Annotated in this window: 19 protein-coding genes; 8 read left to right on the forward strand and 11 right to left on the reverse strand. The window is 65.9% G+C overall.

Annotation, left to right across the window (positions count from 1 at the left end; genetic code table 11):
* Positions 1-259 precede the first annotated feature (259 nt).
* The 5 genes from ACSYS9_RS14690 to ppsR all read right to left on the reverse strand — a co-directional run bounded on the left by ACSYS9_RS14690 (position 260) and on the right by ppsR (position 4,508).
* A complete protein-coding gene (locus ACSYS9_RS14690) occupies positions 260-1,624 on the reverse strand; it encodes an MATE family efflux transporter (RefSeq protein ID WP_071227616.1) in 1,365 nt (454 codons plus the stop codon).
* Positions 1,625-1,742: 118 nt separating this feature from the next.
* Positions 1,743-2,372: a DUF2239 family protein gene (locus tag ACSYS9_RS14695; protein ID WP_049422441.1), complete on the reverse strand. Its 630-nt coding sequence runs from the start codon at positions 2,370-2,372 to the stop codon at positions 1,743-1,745.
* A 125-nt stretch (positions 2,373-2,497) separates the two neighbouring features.
* Complete coding sequence (locus ACSYS9_RS14700; protein WP_071227615.1) at positions 2,498-2,986, reverse strand: NUDIX hydrolase; 489 nt, start codon at positions 2,984-2,986, stop codon at positions 2,498-2,500.
* A 42-nt stretch (positions 2,987-3,028) separates the two neighbouring features.
* Complete coding sequence (locus ACSYS9_RS14705; protein ID WP_071227614.1) at positions 3,029-3,538, reverse strand: DUF1249 domain-containing protein; 510 nt, start codon at positions 3,536-3,538, stop codon at positions 3,029-3,031.
* Positions 3,539-3,686: 148 nt separating this feature from the next.
* A complete protein-coding gene (gene ppsR, locus ACSYS9_RS14710; protein WP_006452040.1) occupies positions 3,687-4,508 on the reverse strand; it encodes a posphoenolpyruvate synthetase regulatory kinase/phosphorylase PpsR in 822 nt (273 codons plus the stop codon).
* 145 nt (positions 4,509-4,653) lie between these two features.
* Between ppsR and ppsA the strand changes: the two genes are divergently transcribed.
* Positions 4,654-7,032, forward strand: a complete 2,379-nt coding sequence (ppsA, locus tag ACSYS9_RS14715; RefSeq protein WP_071227613.1) for a phosphoenolpyruvate synthase — start codon at positions 4,654-4,656, stop codon at positions 7,030-7,032.
* A gap of 136 nt (positions 7,033-7,168) precedes the next feature.
* A complete protein-coding gene (locus ACSYS9_RS14720) occupies positions 7,169-8,062 on the forward strand; it encodes a mechanosensitive ion channel family protein (RefSeq protein ID WP_071227612.1) in 894 nt (297 codons plus the stop codon).
* Between the two features lie 132 nt (positions 8,063-8,194).
* On the opposite strand, the gene ACSYS9_RS14725 is transcribed toward ACSYS9_RS14720, so the two are convergent.
* The 5 genes from ACSYS9_RS14725 to ACSYS9_RS14745 form a co-directional block, all read right to left on the reverse strand.
* On the reverse strand, positions 8,195-9,310 hold the full coding sequence (locus ACSYS9_RS14725; RefSeq protein ID WP_071227611.1) for an alkene reductase: 1,116 nt from the start codon (positions 9,308-9,310) through the stop codon (positions 8,195-8,197).
* Between the two features lie 208 nt (positions 9,311-9,518).
* Positions 9,519-10,391 (reverse strand): EcsC family protein, encoded by an 873-nt coding sequence (locus ACSYS9_RS14730; RefSeq protein ID WP_071227610.1) that lies wholly within the window; start codon positions 10,389-10,391, stop codon positions 9,519-9,521.
* A gap of 159 nt (positions 10,392-10,550) precedes the next feature.
* Positions 10,551-11,123, reverse strand: coding sequence for an oligoribonuclease (gene orn / locus ACSYS9_RS14735; protein ID WP_071227609.1), 573 nt, complete (start codon positions 11,121-11,123; stop codon positions 10,551-10,553).
* 75 nt (positions 11,124-11,198) lie between these two features.
* Positions 11,199-11,723, reverse strand: a complete 525-nt coding sequence (tadA, locus tag ACSYS9_RS14740; protein WP_049422446.1) for a tRNA adenosine(34) deaminase TadA — start codon at positions 11,721-11,723, stop codon at positions 11,199-11,201.
* 75 nt (positions 11,724-11,798) lie between these two features.
* Positions 11,799-12,158 (reverse strand): winged helix-turn-helix transcriptional regulator, encoded by a 360-nt coding sequence (locus ACSYS9_RS14745; RefSeq protein ID WP_032129513.1) that lies wholly within the window; start codon positions 12,156-12,158, stop codon positions 11,799-11,801.
* 78 nt (positions 12,159-12,236) lie between these two features.
* Between ACSYS9_RS14745 and ACSYS9_RS14750 the strand changes: the two genes are divergently transcribed.
* The 3 genes from ACSYS9_RS14750 (at position 12,237) to ACSYS9_RS14760 (ending at position 13,774) form a co-directional block, all read left to right on the forward strand.
* Positions 12,237-13,004 (forward strand): NAD(P)H-dependent oxidoreductase, encoded by a 768-nt coding sequence (locus ACSYS9_RS14750; protein WP_071227608.1) that lies wholly within the window; start codon positions 12,237-12,239, stop codon positions 13,002-13,004.
* Positions 13,005-13,071: 67 nt separating this feature from the next.
* On the forward strand, positions 13,072-13,509 hold the full coding sequence (locus ACSYS9_RS14755; RefSeq protein ID WP_071227607.1) for an acetyltransferase: 438 nt from the start codon (positions 13,072-13,074) through the stop codon (positions 13,507-13,509).
* A 58-nt stretch (positions 13,510-13,567) separates the two neighbouring features.
* Positions 13,568-13,774, forward strand: a complete 207-nt coding sequence (locus ACSYS9_RS14760) for a hypothetical protein (RefSeq protein ID WP_071227606.1) — start codon at positions 13,568-13,570, stop codon at positions 13,772-13,774.
* Between the two features lie 22 nt (positions 13,775-13,796).
* On the opposite strand, the gene ACSYS9_RS14765 is transcribed toward ACSYS9_RS14760, so the two are convergent.
* Positions 13,797-14,303: a GNAT family N-acetyltransferase gene (locus tag ACSYS9_RS14765; RefSeq protein ID WP_071227605.1), complete on the reverse strand. Its 507-nt coding sequence runs from the start codon at positions 14,301-14,303 to the stop codon at positions 13,797-13,799.
* A 243-nt stretch (positions 14,304-14,546) separates the two neighbouring features.
* Between ACSYS9_RS14765 and ACSYS9_RS14770 the strand changes: the two genes are divergently transcribed.
* Genes ACSYS9_RS14770 through ACSYS9_RS14780 form a run of 3 tightly spaced genes read left to right on the forward strand, consistent with a single transcriptional unit; the run spans position 14,547 to position 17,236 of the window.
* Positions 14,547-15,218: a hypothetical protein gene (locus tag ACSYS9_RS14770; RefSeq protein WP_081352247.1), complete on the forward strand. Its 672-nt coding sequence runs from the start codon at positions 14,547-14,549 to the stop codon at positions 15,216-15,218.
* A 39-nt stretch (positions 15,219-15,257) separates the two neighbouring features.
* A complete protein-coding gene (locus ACSYS9_RS14775; RefSeq protein WP_071227604.1) occupies positions 15,258-15,911 on the forward strand; it encodes a hypothetical protein in 654 nt (217 codons plus the stop codon).
* Positions 15,908-17,236, forward strand: coding sequence for an XVIPCD domain-containing protein (locus ACSYS9_RS14780; protein WP_071227603.1), 1,329 nt, complete (start codon positions 15,908-15,910; stop codon positions 17,234-17,236). Before ACSYS9_RS14775 ends, ACSYS9_RS14780 begins: the two co-directional genes overlap by 4 nt.
* The last annotated feature ends 31 nt before the right edge of the window (positions 17,237-17,267 follow it).

Here is a 17,267-nt window from a genome sequence, read left to right on the forward strand (position 1 = left end):
CACCGCAGCCGCCGCAACGACGGTGATCCGACCGCGTGGTAGAGCCGGCCGCTGGCCGGCTGCCCCGGCCGTTCCGCGTTGCCGGCCAACGGCCGGCACTACCCAGCCCGCACCCGCCGCCAGCGAGCGAAACAGAACACCTGCATCACCAGTGGTCGGCCCACCGCAGCCGCCGCAACGACTGTGTTCCGACCGCGTGGTGGAGCCGGCCACTGGCCGGCTGCCCGGACCGTTCCGCGTTGCCGGCCAGCGGCCGGCACTACCCGGCCTGCTCCCGCCGCCGCCAACGCGCGAAGCAGAACACCTGCATCACCAGCATCGCCAGCAGCCCCAGTGGCCACGCCCACCACAGGCCGGCCAGACCATGCCGCGCCTGCAACCACATCGCCAACGGCAGCTCCAGCAGCAGTACCGCTGCCATGCCCAGCAACGCTGGCAACATCACCGTGCCACTGCCTCGCATCACTCCGACCAACACCGCGCTGCCTCCCATCGCCAGCACGCCCCATACCACCGTGCGCAGCTGCGATGCGGCCAATTCGCGCACCTCTGCGGCCGCCAGAATCAGCCCGGTCAGCCAGGGCGCCAGCGCCATCACCAGCAGCACCACCACGCTCAGCATCGCCAGCCCAAGCAGCACACCGGTGCGAGCGATGGCGGGCAGCCGTGCCGTACGCCCCGCGCCCATCGCATGCGCCGCGAGGATGGTGGCGGTGATCCCCAGCGACATCGCAGGCAGTTGCACCCAGCTCATCAACTGGTTGACCGCACCGTAGGCGGCCGTGGCCGTGTAGCCGTAGCGGTTGATCCAGCCCAGCAACACGATTTCGGCAATGGCCAGGCTGAGCATCTGCAGCGATGACGGTACGCCGATGCGCAGCATCGCGCGGATGAGCACGCCATCGAAACGGATGGCACGCAGCAGCTCACGTCCCGGTGCCAACGGGTGCCCCATCCTCTGCCACCGCCACATAAGCCAGGCCAGGGCCAGCAGCGAGGCAAATGCCGCCGAGACTGCCGCACTGGCCGAACCCAGCTGCGGCGGGCCGACCCTGCCGAGGATCAGCAGCGGCGTGCACAGCAGGCCGACCACCGTGGCCAGCAGCAGCGCATGCAGCGGTGTCTTCGCATCGCCCACAGCGCGGCTCACCGCAGTGGCCAGCCACAGCAGGAAGAACACCGGTGCCGTCAGCAGCAGCACGCGTGCGTAGACAATGGACTCACTGAGGACCGCTGCCGGCGTGCCCAACGCTGCCAGCAGTTGTGGCGCGAAACCGCCGCCCAGGGCCATCACCAGCACCGACAACAGCAGGATCAGCGCCACCGCGCTGCCAGCCACGGCGCGTGCCTGCTGCGGGCGGCCCGCGCCCCAGGCCTGGCCGATCAGCACCATCGCACCGGTCGCCAGGCCCATTACCAGGGCCAACAGCAGGAAGAAGACGGGGAAGAACGCAGCCGCTGCGGCCACTGCCTGTGTGCCGAGCAGATGGCCGAGGTAAATGTTGTCCAGCGTGCCTGCGGCCAGCTGCAGCGCATTGGTCAGCAGCATCGGCAGCAGCAGGGTCAGATAGGTGCGCCACAGCGGGGGTGCTGCCGGAGGTATCGGATGTACAGGGGGGCTCATGGGGTTCTCTGGGCAAGGCGCCGCCCTGCCCGGCGTTTCCGCCAGCAAAGCACGCACAGGGGAAGCGGGCCTGGACCCGCGGTCAGGTGGGGCCGTCGCTCAGCAACGGCGCGATGGCTCAGCCGTCGGCGTGGTCCGCAGGATCGTCGAAGGCCAGGCGCAGAGCGTGGGCGCGCACATCCGCGGGCCAACTCCGCAACGCCGCTTCCAGGCCCGCGCGGTCATGCGCGAACAGGACGCGGATGGCTTCCTCGAAGCCCGGCAGGTCACCAGCGATGGCCTGCAGGAAGTGATAGGCACGCTCGCTGTCACGACGCTGGCGGTCCTTGTCAGCACCGGCACGGCTGGCCGCCTCCACCAGCCTGCGCAGCACCACTGAGGCACCGCCAGGCTGCTCGGCCAGCCACGCCCAATGGCGCGGCAGCAAGGTCACTTCTCGGGCGACCACACCCAGCTTGGGGCGGCCACGGCCTCGCGGGGCAACAGGCGCGTCTTCAGGAGCGATTCCGGCGTCCGCTTGCACGGCCGATGGGAACGCGGCAGCCACCCGCGAAAGCAGTTCTGCGTCGCTGCCACGCGTATCGAAATCACGGGTGCGACCGGTGGCGTTGTCGAACACCAGCAGCGGACCGGCAGCGTTGTCGACACGCAGCTGCTTCAACGCCAGCGCGGCCACTTCCGGCGTACCGGAAGCGACCAGGCGATGGCCGTCGAAACAACTGAAGGGAGGGAGTCGGGACGCAGGCATGGCAATGGCATCAGAGGCGATGCGCGAATATTGCCCGGGTAATTCTCTCCCGTCAATATTGCCCGGGTATTAATTTGCCAGAAGAGCGTGCCGACCAAAGGTTGGCAGCTACCCGATTTCCCGGCTCACAGGCGGCTGAAGGACCAGCTCACCATGCGCCCGTCCTTGTACGGCATCACGCCGTGGAACGGGCGCGGGTCGGCGTCGAACACCAGTGGCAGGAAGTTGCGGTCGCCCTCCCACATCGGCAGCGCATCCAGCTTGTCCAGGTCCACCCACTCCAGCGTGCCTTCATGGTTGCCGCCGTGCGGGGTGCCTTCGAAACTGTCGATGACGAACACGAAGCCCAGCCAGTCCTCGCCGTGCTTGCCGAATCCCGGCCAGCTGATGGTGCCGCGCAGCCGCATGCCGGTGCAGTCGATGCCGGCTTCCTCGGCGATTTCGCGGCGCATGCTGGCCGCCACATCCTCGTCCGCTTCGATCTTGCCGCCCAGGCCGTTGTACTTGCCCAAGTGGTGGTCACCGGGCCGGGTGTTGCGGTGGATCATCAGCACCTGGCGACGATCGGGCGACAGCACGTAGCCCAGGGTGGCGACGATCGGGGTGTACGGCATGGGGCAGCATCCAGCGGCAGGTCAGCCGTGGATTATGGCCGATCAGCGCACCAGCGACAGGCGGCGCTCAGCAGGTGTGCCAGCACCGTCGGGATCGCGGCGCAGGGTGGCCACGCCGTGGCCGCGCTCGGCCAGGTATTCCAGCCACTTGCCGAGGAAGGTGTTCATCCGCATGCGGTGGCTGATCAGCTCCGCCGGCGGCGGATACAGGCCCATCGTGTCCTGCCAGCGGCGGCCTACGTAGCAATGGGTGGTCTCGGCCTGGCGCGCGTCACGGTACAGACGCACATAGGCCGACGGATCCGGCTCACCGGTGACCGGGTCGGCCAGGTCGTAGGTCAGGCGCAGTTCCACCGTGTAGCGGTGGCACTCGATCACGTCCAGGCGTACATCCAGGCCGTCGCCGATCGAGGAAATGTAGCTGCCCGCCACCAGTCCGGCCGGTTCGAACAGACGCACCAGATGGCGGTAGTTTTCCGCGTACAGGCCCATGAGCCAGCTCAGCCGGCTCAGGCGGGGAATGCGTTCGGTGCGGGGCACGGCTCGGGCCATGGGTCGATCCTACACGTTGGTGCTTCAACGTGGGGGCGCGCACGTGCAAGCCAACCCCTGGGTAGTGCCGGCCGCTGGCCGGCAGCTCTGCATCGCGGCCGTGGGTTCATCCACCAGCCGGCCAGCGGCCGGCTCTACCAGACGAGGATCAATACAGCTCGCGCTGCAGCCCCAGCGTAGCCAGCACCTTGCTGGAAATCTCCTCGATCGAGGTATGGGTGGTGCTCAGGGTCGGGATCCGCTCCATCTGGAACATCACCTCGGCCGCAGCCACCTCGCGCTTGCAGGTGTCCAGGTTTGCGTAGCGCGAGTTCGGGCGGCGCTCCTGGCGGATCTGCTGCAGCCGGTCCGGGTCGATGGTCAGGCCGAACAGCTTGCGCCGGTAGTTGCGCAGGCGCGGCGGCAGGCGGTCGCTTTCCAGATCCTCGTCGGTCAGCGGGTAATTGGCCGCGCGCACCCCGTAATGCAGGGCCAGGTAGATGCAGGTGGGCGTCTTGCCGGCGCGTGACACCGCCACCAGGATCACGTCGGCATCGTCGTAGTTCACCGCGATGCCGTCGTCATGGGTCAGGGCGAAGTTCATCGCGTTGATGCGGCGGTGGTAGGTGTCGAAATCGACCATGCCGTGGGCCTGGCCGACCCGGGCCAGGCGCGGACTGGCCAGTTCACGCTCCAATGGCTCGATGAACGGCGCGAACACATCCAGCATCAGCGCGCCGCTGTCGGCCAGGATCAGGCTCAGGCTCTGGTCCACGCAGGAGTTCACCACGATCGGCCGGACCTGGTACCGCTCCCCTGCCGCCTGGATCCGGGCACAGGCTTCACGCGCTTTTTCGGGGTCGTCGACAAACGACATGCGATCGGTAATGAAGCTGAACCCGGAGAACTGGGTAAGCAGGCTATGCCCAATGGTTTCAGCGGTGATACCGGTTCCATCGGAAACGTAGAACACCGGACGGATGGTCGACATGCGCGCTTTTACCCCCTACGAAGCCTAAAAAGGCCGCCAGCACAAGCTTGTGCCGACGGTACTCTGCCCGGCATCATATCGGCTTCTTCCTACGGACGCGGCCATTCCAGCCCGCCTCGGGCGATGGCCAAACGGAGCATCGCGCTTGAACGAGAACATCCTGTGGTTGCACGAACTGCGTCTGGCCGATCTGGCCCGCGTAGGCGGCAAGAATTCGTCGCTGGGCGAGATGATCGGCAACCTGGCCGGTCTGGGCGTTTCGGTGCCGGGCGGTTATGCCACCACCGCTGAAGCCTTCAAGGACTTCATCGCGCACAACGATCTGTCCAAGCGCATCTTCGACAAGCTGGCCACGCTGGACGTCGAGGACGTCAACGCGCTGACCGCAGCGGGCAAGGAAATCCGCACCTGGGTGATCGATGCCCCGCTGCAGCCGCAGCTGGACCAGGACATCCGCACTGCCTACGCCCAGCTGAGCGCCGACAACGGCGGCGGCGACGTGGCCGTGGCCGTGCGTTCGTCGGCCACCGCCGAGGATCTGCCGGATGCCTCCTTCGCCGGCCAGCAGGAAACCTTCCTCAACGTCACCGGTGCCGACGACGTCGTGCACAAGGTCAAGGAAGTGTTCGCCTCGCTGTACAACGACCGTGCCATCGCCTATCGCGTGCACCACGGCTTCAAGCATGAAGACGTGTTCCTGTCCGCCGGCGTGCAGCTGATGGTGCGTTCGGGCGTCGGTTCCTCTGGCGTGCTGTTCACCCTGGACACCGAGTCCGGCTTCCGCGACGTGGTATTCGTCACCTCGTCCTTCGGCCTGGGCGAAATGGTCGTGCAGGGCGCGGTCAACCCGGACGAGTACTACGTCTACAAGCCCACCCTGCAGGCCGGCAAGCCGGCGATCCTGCGCCGCTCGCTCGGCAGCAAGGCCATCCGCATGGTGTATTCGGATGTTCCGGGTGAGCGCGTCAGGATCGAGGACACTCCGGTCGAACTGCGCAACACCTTCTCGATCAGCGACGAGGACGTGCAGGAACTGTCCAAGCAGGCGCTGGTCATCGAAAAGCACTACGGCCGCCCGATGGACATCGAGTGGGCCAAGGACGGTGTCAGCGGCAAGCTGTTCATCGTGCAGGCGCGCCCGGAAACGGTGAAGTCGCGCAGCCATGCCACCCAGATCGAGCGCTTCGCGCTGACTGAAAAGGGCGGGAACGTGCTGGCCGAGGGCCGCGCCGTCGGTGCCAAGATCGGTTCGGGCGTGGCCCGCGTGGTCAAGACGCTGGACGACATGAACCGCGTGCAGCCGGGCGACGTGCTGATCGCCGACATGACCGATCCCGATTGGGAACCGGTGATGAAGCGTGCATCGGCCATCGTCACCAATCGCGGTGGCCGTACCTGCCACGCCGCGATCATCGCGCGCGAGCTGGGCGTGCCGGCCGTGGTCGGTTCGGGCAACGCCACCAAGGTCATCGAAGATGGCCAGCTGGTCACCGTCAGCTGCGCTGAAGGCGATACCGGCTTCATCTACGAAGGCAAGCTGGGCTTCGAGCGCACCACCACCGATCTGGGCAACATGCCGCCGGCACCGCTGAAGATCATGATGAACGTGGCCAACCCGGAACGTGCCTTCGACTTCGGCCAGCTGCCGAACGCCGGCATCGGCCTGGCCCGCCTGGAAATGATCATCGCCAGCCACATCGGCATCCACCCGAACGCGCTGCTGGAATACGACCGTCAGGATGCGGCGACGAAGAAGAAGATCGACGAGAAGATCGCCGGCTATTCCGATCCGGTCGGCTTCTACGTGGACCGCCTGGCCGAAGGCATCGCCACCCTCACCGCCTCGGTCGCACCGAACGCCGTGATCGTGCGCCTGTCGGACTTCAAGTCCAACGAGTACGCCAACCTGATCGGCGGCAGCAACTACGAGCCGCACGAAGAGAACCCGATGATCGGCTTCCGCGGCGCCAGCCGTTACGTCGACCCGAGCTTCTCGGCCGCCTTCGCGCTGGAGTGCAAGGCCGTGCTGCGCGTGCGCAACGAAATGGGCCTGGACAACCTGTGGGTCATGATTCCGTTCGTGCGCACCCTGGAAGAAGGCCGCAAGGTCATCGAGGTGCTGGAACAGAACGGCCTGAAGCAGGGCGAGAACGGCCTGAAGATCATCATGATGTGCGAAGTGCCGTCCAACGCGCTGCTCGCCGATGAGTTCCTGGAAATCTTCGACGGCTTCTCGATCGGCTCCAACGACCTGACCCAGCTCAGCCTGGGCCTGGACCGCGACTCGTCGATCGTCGCGCACCTGTTCGACGAACGTAACCCGGCGGTGAAGAAGCTGCTGTCGATGGCGATCAAGGCAGCACGTGCCAAGGGCAAGTACGTCGGCATCTGCGGCCAGGGCCCGTCCGATCACCCGGATCTGGCCGAATGGCTGATGCAGGAAGGCATCGAGTCGGTGTCGCTGAACCCGGACACCGTGGTCGATACCTGGCTGCGCCTGGCCAAGCTGAAGGCCAACGGCTGAGACCGTGATTGCTGAGGGCTGACGTCGCTTTCATCGGCGCCGGCCCATACTTCAGCTGCATGCAAGCCCCGCCTCTGCGGGGCTTGTTGTTTCTGGCGTCTGCGCGCGCCACCTCCCCCGCTGCAAAGGAGCCCGCATGCTCGCCACTGCCCCACCCGCCCCCGCCGCAACGCCCTGGTTCCATTCGCTCGACTGGGAACGCCTGCTGGAGACCTACGGCGTGCCATTGCTGGCCGCGATCGTGGTGCTGCTGGTCGGCATGTGGGTGGCGCGACGCCTGTCCAATGCGATGCCACGCGCCACCGCGCGCATGGGCGTGGACCCGATGCTGGGCAACTTCCTGCGCAACGTGGTGTACGCCGCGTCGCTGATGATCGTGGTGGTGCTGGCAATCGGCACGCTGGGCGTGCAGATCACCCCGCTGCTGGCCGTGCTTGGCACCGCCGGCCTGGCGGTAGGCCTGGCACTGAAGGATTCGCTGTCCAACATCGCCTCGGGCGTCATGCTGGTGACGCTGCGCCCGTTCCGCGTGGGCGATGTGGTGACAGTGGCCGGACAGACCGGCACGGTGCGCGAAGTGCGCATCTTCCAGACCGTCATCACCGGTGCCGACAATCAGCACACCACCATTCCGAACACGCTGATCACCGCTGCGCCGATCATCAACCTGACCGCCGAGCCGACCCGCCGCGTCGAACTGGTGGTGGGCATCGGCTATGAAGACAACATCCAGCTGGCGCGCGACACCGCGCTGGCGCTGATGAAGGCCGACCCACGCGTGTTGCAGACACCGGCACCGGATGTGGTGGTGTATGAGCTGGGCGCGCACGCGATCAATCTTGGCATCCGCTGCTACGTGAAGTCGGCCGACTGGTTCGGCACCAAGGTCACGCTGCTGGAACAGCTCAAGCTGGGCTTCGACAAGGCCGGCATCAACATCCCGTATCCGCAGCAGGACATGCACCTGTACCTGCATGGCAAGGATGGCGGCGTGGTCGAGGCCGACGCGCTGGTGCGCGACAAGCCTTGATCCGACACAGAAATGCCGGCCAGCGGCCGGCACTACCCTGCCCCGCACATCCTGGTAGTGCCGGCCGCTGGCCGGCACCCACCCCATCTCCATACATCGGTAGTGCCGGCCGCTGGCCGGCAGCCTCCGGGATCAGGCGGTGACGCTTTCTTCCAGCGTCGCGTAATCGGTGAACCCGACCGCACCACCGCCGAAGAACGTTGCGCGATCCGGCGGGTTCAGCTCCGCCCCCAGACGCAGGCGCTCGGGCAGGTCCGGGTTGGCGATGAACGGGCGACCGAAGCCGATCAGGTCGGCCCAGCCTTCAGCCAGTGCCTGCTCGGCGCGCTCGGCGGTGTACTTGCCGGCGTAGATCAGGGTGCCTGGGTAGACCATGCGCAGCGCCTGCTTGAACGCCACTGGCATCAGCGGTGCGTCATCCCAGTCGGCCTCGGCGATGTGCAGGTAGCCCACGCCCAACTCGCCCAGCAGGTGTGCCGCCGCCAGGTAGGTGGCCTGCGGCGTATCGTCCACCGCGCCCTGCAACGTCGTCAGCGGCGCCAGGCGCACGCCAACGCGCTCACCACCGGCTTCTGCAGTCACCGCCTGCACGACCTCGCGCAGGAAACGCAGCCGGTTCTGCAGCGAGCCACCATAGCCGTCGGTGCGCTGGTTGGCCTGCGAATCGATGAACTGGTTGATCAGATAGCCATTTGCACCGTGAAGCTCGACACCATCGAAGCCGGCGGCCAGCGCATTGCGGGTGGCCTGCGCGTAGTCGGCGATGATGCCCGGAATCTCGGCCTCGGCCAGCGCGCGCGGCATCGAGTGCTGGATCATCTCGCCCACGCCCGCTTCCGGGCCGGCGCCGGTGGGGTCGACAAACACCTTCACGCCCTCGGCCAGCAGCGCCGACGACGACACCGGCGCGGCACCGCCGGGCTGCAGCGCCACGTGCGAGACCCGACCCACATGCCACAACTGGGCGTAGATGCGACCGCCTGCAGCGTGCACGGCATATGTCACCTGTCGCCAGCCCTGCACCTGTTCCGGGCTGTGGATGCCCGGCGTCCAGGCATAGCCCTGGCCCTGCGGGCTGATCTGGGTACCTTCGCTGACGATCAGGCCCGCGCTGGCCCGCTGCGCATAGTAGGCGGCCATTTCCGCGGTGGCAACGTTGCCGTCGGCGGCACGCGAGCGGGTCATCGGCGGCATCACGATACGGTTGGGCAGGGCCAACAGGCCCAGACGGTGGGAAGTGAACAACATGGCGGCGATCTCTTGCGGGGGGACTGACCGCAAGGATGGGGATGGATGCCGCAGTGCAACAGGCGGATCGTGGCAAAACAGTTGTGCCTTGCAGGCAAGGATGGCGTGGCCGGGGGTCAGAGCCCCTTGCTGCGGAACGGGATCCGACCCCGCGCGCAACCGGGGTCGGATCCCTTTGCAACGCAGAGGGCTCTGACCCCGAAGCCGGTTACAGCGTGGGCTCGATCAACGCCCCGCCATGCGCCACGCGGTCATAACAGGTGCGCACCACGTCTTCGCCGTACTTGATCTCCAGCCGGCGCACGATGAAGTGGCCGCGCGCCATGTCCTGGTAGTAATCGGTGAACATCGTATTGAGCGTCGCACCGGCAGCGGCACCCACGATCGGCACCGCCTGTGCGGCGAATTTCTCGGTGACCACCACGCCGAAGCGCGCGGCCACCTTCTCCACCATCTTCGCCAGCAGCTTGCCGGCTTCCTTCGGCGCCACGCCCAGGGTGAGGTCGCGGCCGGTCACCACGCGCCCGGCCAACTCGGCCGACAGGTGGCGCATCACATCGGTGGTGAAGCCACGGGCCAGGTAGTAACCGGTCTCGCTGGCGTCATCGCGCGGCGAGTTGCCACCCAGCGCGAACACCTCCAGGCAGGCCTGGCGTGTGCTGAACTCGGACAGGTCGAAGCCCTCGCTACGGGCCACGTCGGCTACCGCACGCATCATGATGGTGGTCGATACCGGCAGCTCGATGAACAGCGCGGCAAAACCAAAGGCGCCGCCCACCGCACCGGACGTCGCTGCCGCCAGCTTGTGCCAGCGGGTGGATGCCCCCTTGCCGGGCGTGTTGTCCATGCTCCACAGCGCCGCCTGCGCCGACTTGGACAGTGCTGCCTGCACCGCACCGTGGATGCGGCCGGAGACCGAGCTGGGCAGCGCCTTCACCGCGAACTCCAGCGGCGTGCCGACCAGGTTGGCCATGCGCGCGGTCAGGGTCGGCGCTTCCAGCAGGGCCACCGCCCGCTGCAGGTCAGACCAGTCGCGGGCGTCGTGGGCAATGTCGCGGGGAAGCAGGATGGGCTCGTTCATGGCGCTGATCTTAGCGCCAGGGAGTTGAACGGAGGGTGGTGCCGGCCGCTGGCCGGCAACCTGATACACGTCAAGAAGGCCGCTGAATTGCCGGCCAGCGGCCGGCACTACCAGTTCGCGTGTCACCCGGTAGCGCCGGGCCATGCCCGGCGTCGTTGTTCAGGCAACCGGCAGCCCCGACAGCGCGCCCATGAACTGGCGATAGTGGCGCAGCTCGGCAATCGAATCGTGCACGTCGCTCAGCGCGGTGTGGTTGCTGTTCTTGCCGACGCCGGCGGCCACGCTCGGCGCCCAGCGCTTGGCCAGTTCCTTCACCGTGGACACGTCCAGGTTGCGGTAATGGAAGTACTTCTCCAGGCGCGGCATCTGGCGGTGCAGGAAGCGGCGATCCTGGCAGATCGAGTTGCCGCACATCGGCGAAAGGCCGGCCGGGATCCACTGCGCCAGGAAGTTCACCGTCTGCGCCTCGGCCTGGCCGAGGGTGGTGGTGCTGTCCACCACGCGCTGCCACAGGCCCGAACGACGATGCTGGTTGCGGTTCCACTCGTCCATCGCCTCCAGCGTTTCCAGCGGATGATGGATGGCGAATTCCGGACCTTCGGCCAGTACGTTCAGCTGGGCGTCGGTGACCACGGTGGCGATCTCGATGATCGAATCGTTGTCGGTGTCCAACCCGGTCATTTCCAGGTCGATCCAGATCAGTCGTTCGTTGGCCGCGCCGGTGTCCGCCATTGTGTCGCCTCGTTGCTGGGCAGGCGCGCGGCCTACCGGTGATGGAAAGAGGCGCCCATCATACCCGTTCGCCCCTCAGCCCTCGCCGGCGTGGTCTTCCAGCAACAGCGGCGGCTTGCCACGCTTGGCGCGGAAATAGTTGGTCAGGCGCATGCTGGCTTCCTTGGCCAGTACCCCACCGTGGATCTCCACCCGGTGGTTGTGGCGGGCATCGCCAATGAGGTCGAACACGCTGCCGCAGGCACCGGTCTTGGGGTCGCTGGCACCGTAGACCAACCGTGCAACGCGCGCGTGCACGATCGCCATTGCGCACATCGCACACGGCTCCAGGGTCACATACAGCGTGCTGCCAAGCAGGCGATGGTTCGCCAGCAGTTTTCCGCCCGCCCGCATGGCCACGATCTCGGCGTGTGCGCTGGGGTCATGCGAGGCGATGTTGAGGTTCCAGCCCTCGCCCAGCAGTTGGCCGTCGGCACCGACCAGCACTGCACCCACCGGGATCTCGTCGAACTCGCGTTGTGCGCGCTCGGCCAGCGCCAGCGCGTGGCGCATCCAGTGTTCGTCGGTGTCGTGCACCGGCACACCCAGGGCGTCGGTCATGGCGGTTCTCGCGTGTCTGCAGGGCCAGGATGGCCGCCGGGGCCGCATTGTACGCCCGCAGCCGTGCAGGCGCCGCTAGCGCGCGTCGAAGCGCTCGCGGGCAGCGTCCAGGGCCGGGAAATTGTGCTCGGCCCAACGGTCCAACGCGGTCAGGGTGTCTACCAGACTGCGCGCAACCTCGGTCAACCGGTACTCCACGTGCAGTGGCTTGCCGCCCAGATCGCAGCGCTCGATCAGGCCGTTGCGCTCCAGCTGTCGCAGGGTCTGGGTCAGCACCTTCTGCGAGATGCCTTCGATCTTCCGCAGCAGCGCACCATTGCGTTGCGGGCCTTCGGCCAACGCCGGCAGCAGCAGCATCACCCACTTGCCGGAGATCAGTGCCAGCGCATCGCGCGCCGAGCAGTCGGCGGCATAGACATCACCGGGAAAGGCCATGGTTACCTCAAAGTGCGTAATTGCCGGGGCATGCCGGCATCGCGAGGATGGTCGCACACTCCACGAACACCTCGCCCCATGCGCGCCCTGATCCTGCTGGCCCACCCCGAACCCCGTTCCTTCAATGCCCACCTGGCCATGCAGGCGGCCGAGCAGCTGCGGCACGACCATCTGCAGGTGGACATGGTCGACCTGTATGCAGAAGGCTTCGATCCGCTGGAAGCGGCCTGGCACCATCCACGGCGCCTGCAGCCCGAGCGCTTCGATGCCCAGCGCGAACAGCGCTACAGCGCCGAACACGACCAGTTGCCCGCCGATGTGCGGCATCACCTGCAGCTGCTGCAGGCCGCGGACCTGGTGATCCTGCAGTTCCCACTGTGGTGGTTTGCGGCGCCGGCCATCCTCAAGGGCTGGCTGGACCGCGTGCTGGTCTACGGGCCGATGTACAACAGCCGGCAACGCCACGAGCGCGGCGTGATGCAGGGCAAGCGTGCGTTGCTGAGCGTCACCACCGGCTCTTCGGCGCGGGCGTGCGCGGTCGATGGCCGCGAAGGCGATACCCGGCTGTTGCTGTGGCCGTTGATGTACAGCCTGCGCTACGTCGGCTTCGAGGTGATGGAGCCGCACATGGTGCACGGCGTGCGCTCAGAGCTTGCAGCGGAACGCGTGCAGGCCCACGACGAAGCATTGGTTGCAGCCACCCTTTCCTACCGCGAGCGACTGTCGCGATGGCGGCAGTGGCCGACCGTGCCCTTCAACAGCAGTGAGGACTTCGAGGATGGCGTGTTGCTGCGCGCGGAAGCGACTGCGTACAGTCCCTTCATCCGCCATCGCAACGCCGGATGAACCCGCACCTGCAGGCACGGCCGAAAAGCTTCATACTTCGCATTCCTGCAAGCACCTTGGTGAACATATGACCACCCTCCGTCTCTCTCGCGCTGACGACGGCGCCGCCCTTGTCGATCTCTGGCGCCGCGCCGTCGACGCCACCCACGACTTCCTCAGCACTGAAGATCGCCTGGCGATCGATGCCGAAGTCGCCGGTTTCCTGCCGCAGGCGCCGATGACCGTTGCTGTCGATGCACAGGATCGGCCGCTGGGCTTCATGCTGATCGACGGCACCCACATGGAAGCACTGTTCATCGATCCGGACGTGCGCGGCACCGGTATCGGTCGGCAGCTGCTGCAGCACGCACTGGCCCTGCACCCGCAGCTGAGCACCGACGTCAACGCACAGAACGCGCAGGCCGTGGGCTTCTACCTGCGCATGGGCTTTGTCGAAACCGGTCGTTCGCCGCTGGATTCGCAGGGCCGCCCGTATCCGCTGATCCACCTTCGGCATAAGGCCTGACATCCGTTGGCAGCAGCTGCGTGTTAGCGTGGCTGCTTTCGATCAAGGAATGCCGTACATGGATGGTGCAAAAGCCCTGTTGACCCTGTTTGCGCTGGGCATCAGCCTGGTCTGGATCCTGGTGCCGTTCGCCATCTTCGCCGTGCGCAACCTGCTGCGTGAGGTACTGATCGAGCAGCGTCGTACCAATGAACTTCTCGAGCATATCGGCGGCTACCGCATTCCGAAACCGCAACCCGAACCGACCGTCTGGCGCGCGCCCTGAGCGGGCGCACGCCCGCCGTGGCTCAGGCTGTCGCCTCGAAGGCCGGTGAGTACTGCACCTCGCCCTGAGCCAGCGGAGGCTGCAGGCAAAGCGCCTGGAAGTACTCCGCCGGCACGCCCGGCAACACCAGGCCCGGCTCGGCACGGAAGCCGAAGCGCCCGTAATAGGCCGGCTCGCCCAGCAATACACAGCCATGCGCACCCTGCTGACGCAGTGCTTCAAGTGCGGCGCGCATCAGGGCCGCACCGATGCCCTGCCCCTGCCACGCGGGCACTACCGAGATCGGGCCCAGACCAAACCAGCCCGCGCTGCCATCGCTGACCGTCACCGGCGACAGGGCAATGTGACCGACCACCTGGCCCTGAGTTTCGGCGACCAGCGAAATGCTCAACTCCCCGCGGGTGCGCAGGGCGTCGACGATGAACTGCTCGGTGTGGCTGCTGTGCGGGGCTTCGCGGAAGGCGGCCTCGGTGAGTGCATGGATGGCGGCGTGGTCGGCCGTGGTTTCGGTGCGGATCATGCAGTTCAAGAGAACGCCTTTGATAATGTGATGAATGCGTGAATTATTGATTTACGTCGCAGATTCAACCGCGAGCAGCCCCTGCCAGCAAGGCCAACGCGACGCCCGAATCCCCTGTGCTGCAATCGATTCGCCGGAATACACCGCATCGGGCGCGTCAAAAAGCCGTCGCGGCGGTGGCGCAGCGTTCCTGACACGCTCCATAATCGAGAAACCTGTCACCCAGGAAGGATATATGGACATGGACGCACGATGCAGGATCAGGCCATGGGAGTAGCGCTCCCTGAAAGGAAAAGGCAGCCGCTGCTGGCGTTGCTCGCCCTTATCCCACTGGCCGCATGCTCGCCCTATGCTGATGCCGAGCGCGACGTCGCCGCTGGTGGGCGCGGCCTGGCCAAACTCAACCCATCACCGCAGCAAGGCTACGAGCTGGTGCTGACACTGAAGGATGCGCCGGGCCCGTTCGCGATTGTTGAGGGCGTGGCCCAGTATGACGCCAGCAACTACGCAGATTGTGGGCGGATCTTACCCGCGACAGGCACTGCGGGCCGCATCACCAGCCAAGAGCCCGTCACGCTGCGCAAGATCGGCGAGAACGAATATCGCGGCACGTTCTACCTCGACCGTATGCAGGACGAGGACTACTACGGTCGTGGCGTCTGCCATTGGTCGCTGACTGGTGTTGGTGCGATGTTGCGCGCCACGACCGGCAAGGCGGATACGCGATTCCTGACGTATTTCAGAAAGGAACGCATGAACGCCGAATCGCCATTGACTCTCTACTATCCGAAGGCTGCCTATCCTCGCGCCGAACTTGCTGCCAACTATCCTGCAAGTGGCAAGGAAGATCCGTCAGCCTACAAAGAAGAGCTGCGAGACGCGCTGTTCTCTACCACCACCACTGTGCAGAAGCTCATGCCATGAGCTGCCAGTTCCACACCCCTACCCCCAAGGAGGCCGACATTGCGCCACAAGATGATTCCGTGCCTTGCTCTGCTTCTGTTGACCGCCTGCCACCCGGAGACCGCCATGAACCAGGAACGTGCCGCTGCTGAAGCCGATGTCGCCCAGGGTGGGCGTGGCCTCGCCAAGCTCAACCCCAGCCCGCGCAAGGCCTATGAACTGGTGCTGCGCCTGAAGGATGCACCCGGTGAGTTCGCGGTGGTTGAAGGTGTCGCGCAGTACGACGTGACCAACGAAGACCAGTGCGGGCACATCGAACCGGCCACCGGTACCGCCGCACGCATCACCAGCCAGGAACCGGTGGAGCTGCGCAAGGTCGCCGACGGCGAATACCGCGGCACCGTGTACCTCGACCGGATGCTGGATGAGGACTACTACGGTCGTGGCGTCTGCAAGTGGGAATTCAGCGGCGCCGGCGCGATGCTGAAAGCCACCGGCGCCGAGGGTGAAACGCGCTTCCTGTCGTTCATTGAGGCAGCGCCGTTCGTCAAAGGCGAGACCGAAACTCGCCACTATCCTCGCGCAGACTATCCGCGTGTGAACGAGATTCCTGATTACGGCGCAAGCGGCCAGGAAGATCCCACCAAGTTCCGGCCTGAACTGCAGAATGCGCTGTTCTCCGCTTCGCTTGAAGCCAGTGAGGTGCGCCAATGAGCCTCAACAGCCAGGACTATGCTGCACTATCCGAAGATGCATACAAGGATTATGCGGTCGGTCGTCGTGCACCTGGTCAAGAAGAGATCGTCCCGATCAACGGCCACAAGTACAAGATTCTTGAGCATGTTGATAATCGACTGAACGGCTATCAGGGAACGATCTACCAGCGAGTCGACACCCATGAAATTGTCGTCGCACATCGCGGCACCGAACAGATCGCACGCGATGCAATTCTGACCGATGGTGGCATGGTCGTTGCCCGCACCAACGTGCAGGCTCCGGACGCCATCGCGCTGACTCAACGCGCCCTCGCCTATGCCAAGAAGGAAGGGCAGGATCTCGGACAACGTCCGCCCGAAGTTACCGTCACAGGCCACTCCCTCGGCGGTGCCCTGGCCCAGATCACCTCGCACCACTTCAACGTCAAGGGCGAGACCTTCAACGCCTACGGCGCGGTCAGCCTCAGCTACCGCATTCCGGAAGGCGGCAACACCATGATCAACCACGTCATGGCCTCCGATCCGGTCAGCGCTGCCTCGCCGCACTTCGGCCAGGTCCGCATCTACGCCAAGCCCGACGAGATCAAGACGCTGGCAGCGAACGGCTTCAGCAATCACGCCCTGCGTGATCTGATTCCAGACCGTCCGATCATCGCGGCCACCAGCTCATTCGGCGCGCACAAACTGGGCAACTTCCTCAACGAAGGCTCGGTGCTGAAGCACCCGGAAACGCAGAAACTGGCGAAAGACAACGCCAAGATGATCGAGGAGTACCGCGACGACGTCGAATCACTGCGCCGCGGTGTTACCCGTGCAGCACGCGGCATCCCGGGCGGCGCCATCGATCTGTACGACCACCTCCGTGGCCCGCTGCAACCCGGTGAGCCGGCCCGTCGCGAGGCGGAGAAGAACGGCCATCACACCAGCATGCTGCGCATGGACGATGCCAATCACCTGGGCAACCCGCTGTTCAACGACGCGATCCGTGGCGTGCATGCGCAGGACGTTCGTGTCGGCCGCGTGCCGGATGTGATGAGTACGCAGTTGGCCGGTAGCCTGGCGGCGGAGATGCACGCTGCAGGCGGCAAGCGCATCGACGAGGTGGTGATGAATGCCGATGCTTCGCGCAGCTTCGCGGTGCAGGGCCTGGGCGGCGACCCGGCGCATCTGCGCGTGTCGGTGGACACGGCCGTGGCGATGAACACCCCGCTGGAGCAGAGCAGCCAGCGGATTGATCAGCAAGCTGCGGGACAGCGCCTGGCACAGGACCGCGATCAACAACTGGAACAACAGCAGAACCAGACCCGCAGCATGCAGGCCTGATGAACAGCGCGGGAACCGGTCAATCCGGCTC

This window comes from Stenotrophomonas sp. STK17_22, from assembly GCF_051983905.1.
Lineage (GTDB): Bacteria > Pseudomonadota > Gammaproteobacteria > Xanthomonadales > Xanthomonadaceae > Stenotrophomonas > Stenotrophomonas maltophilia_A.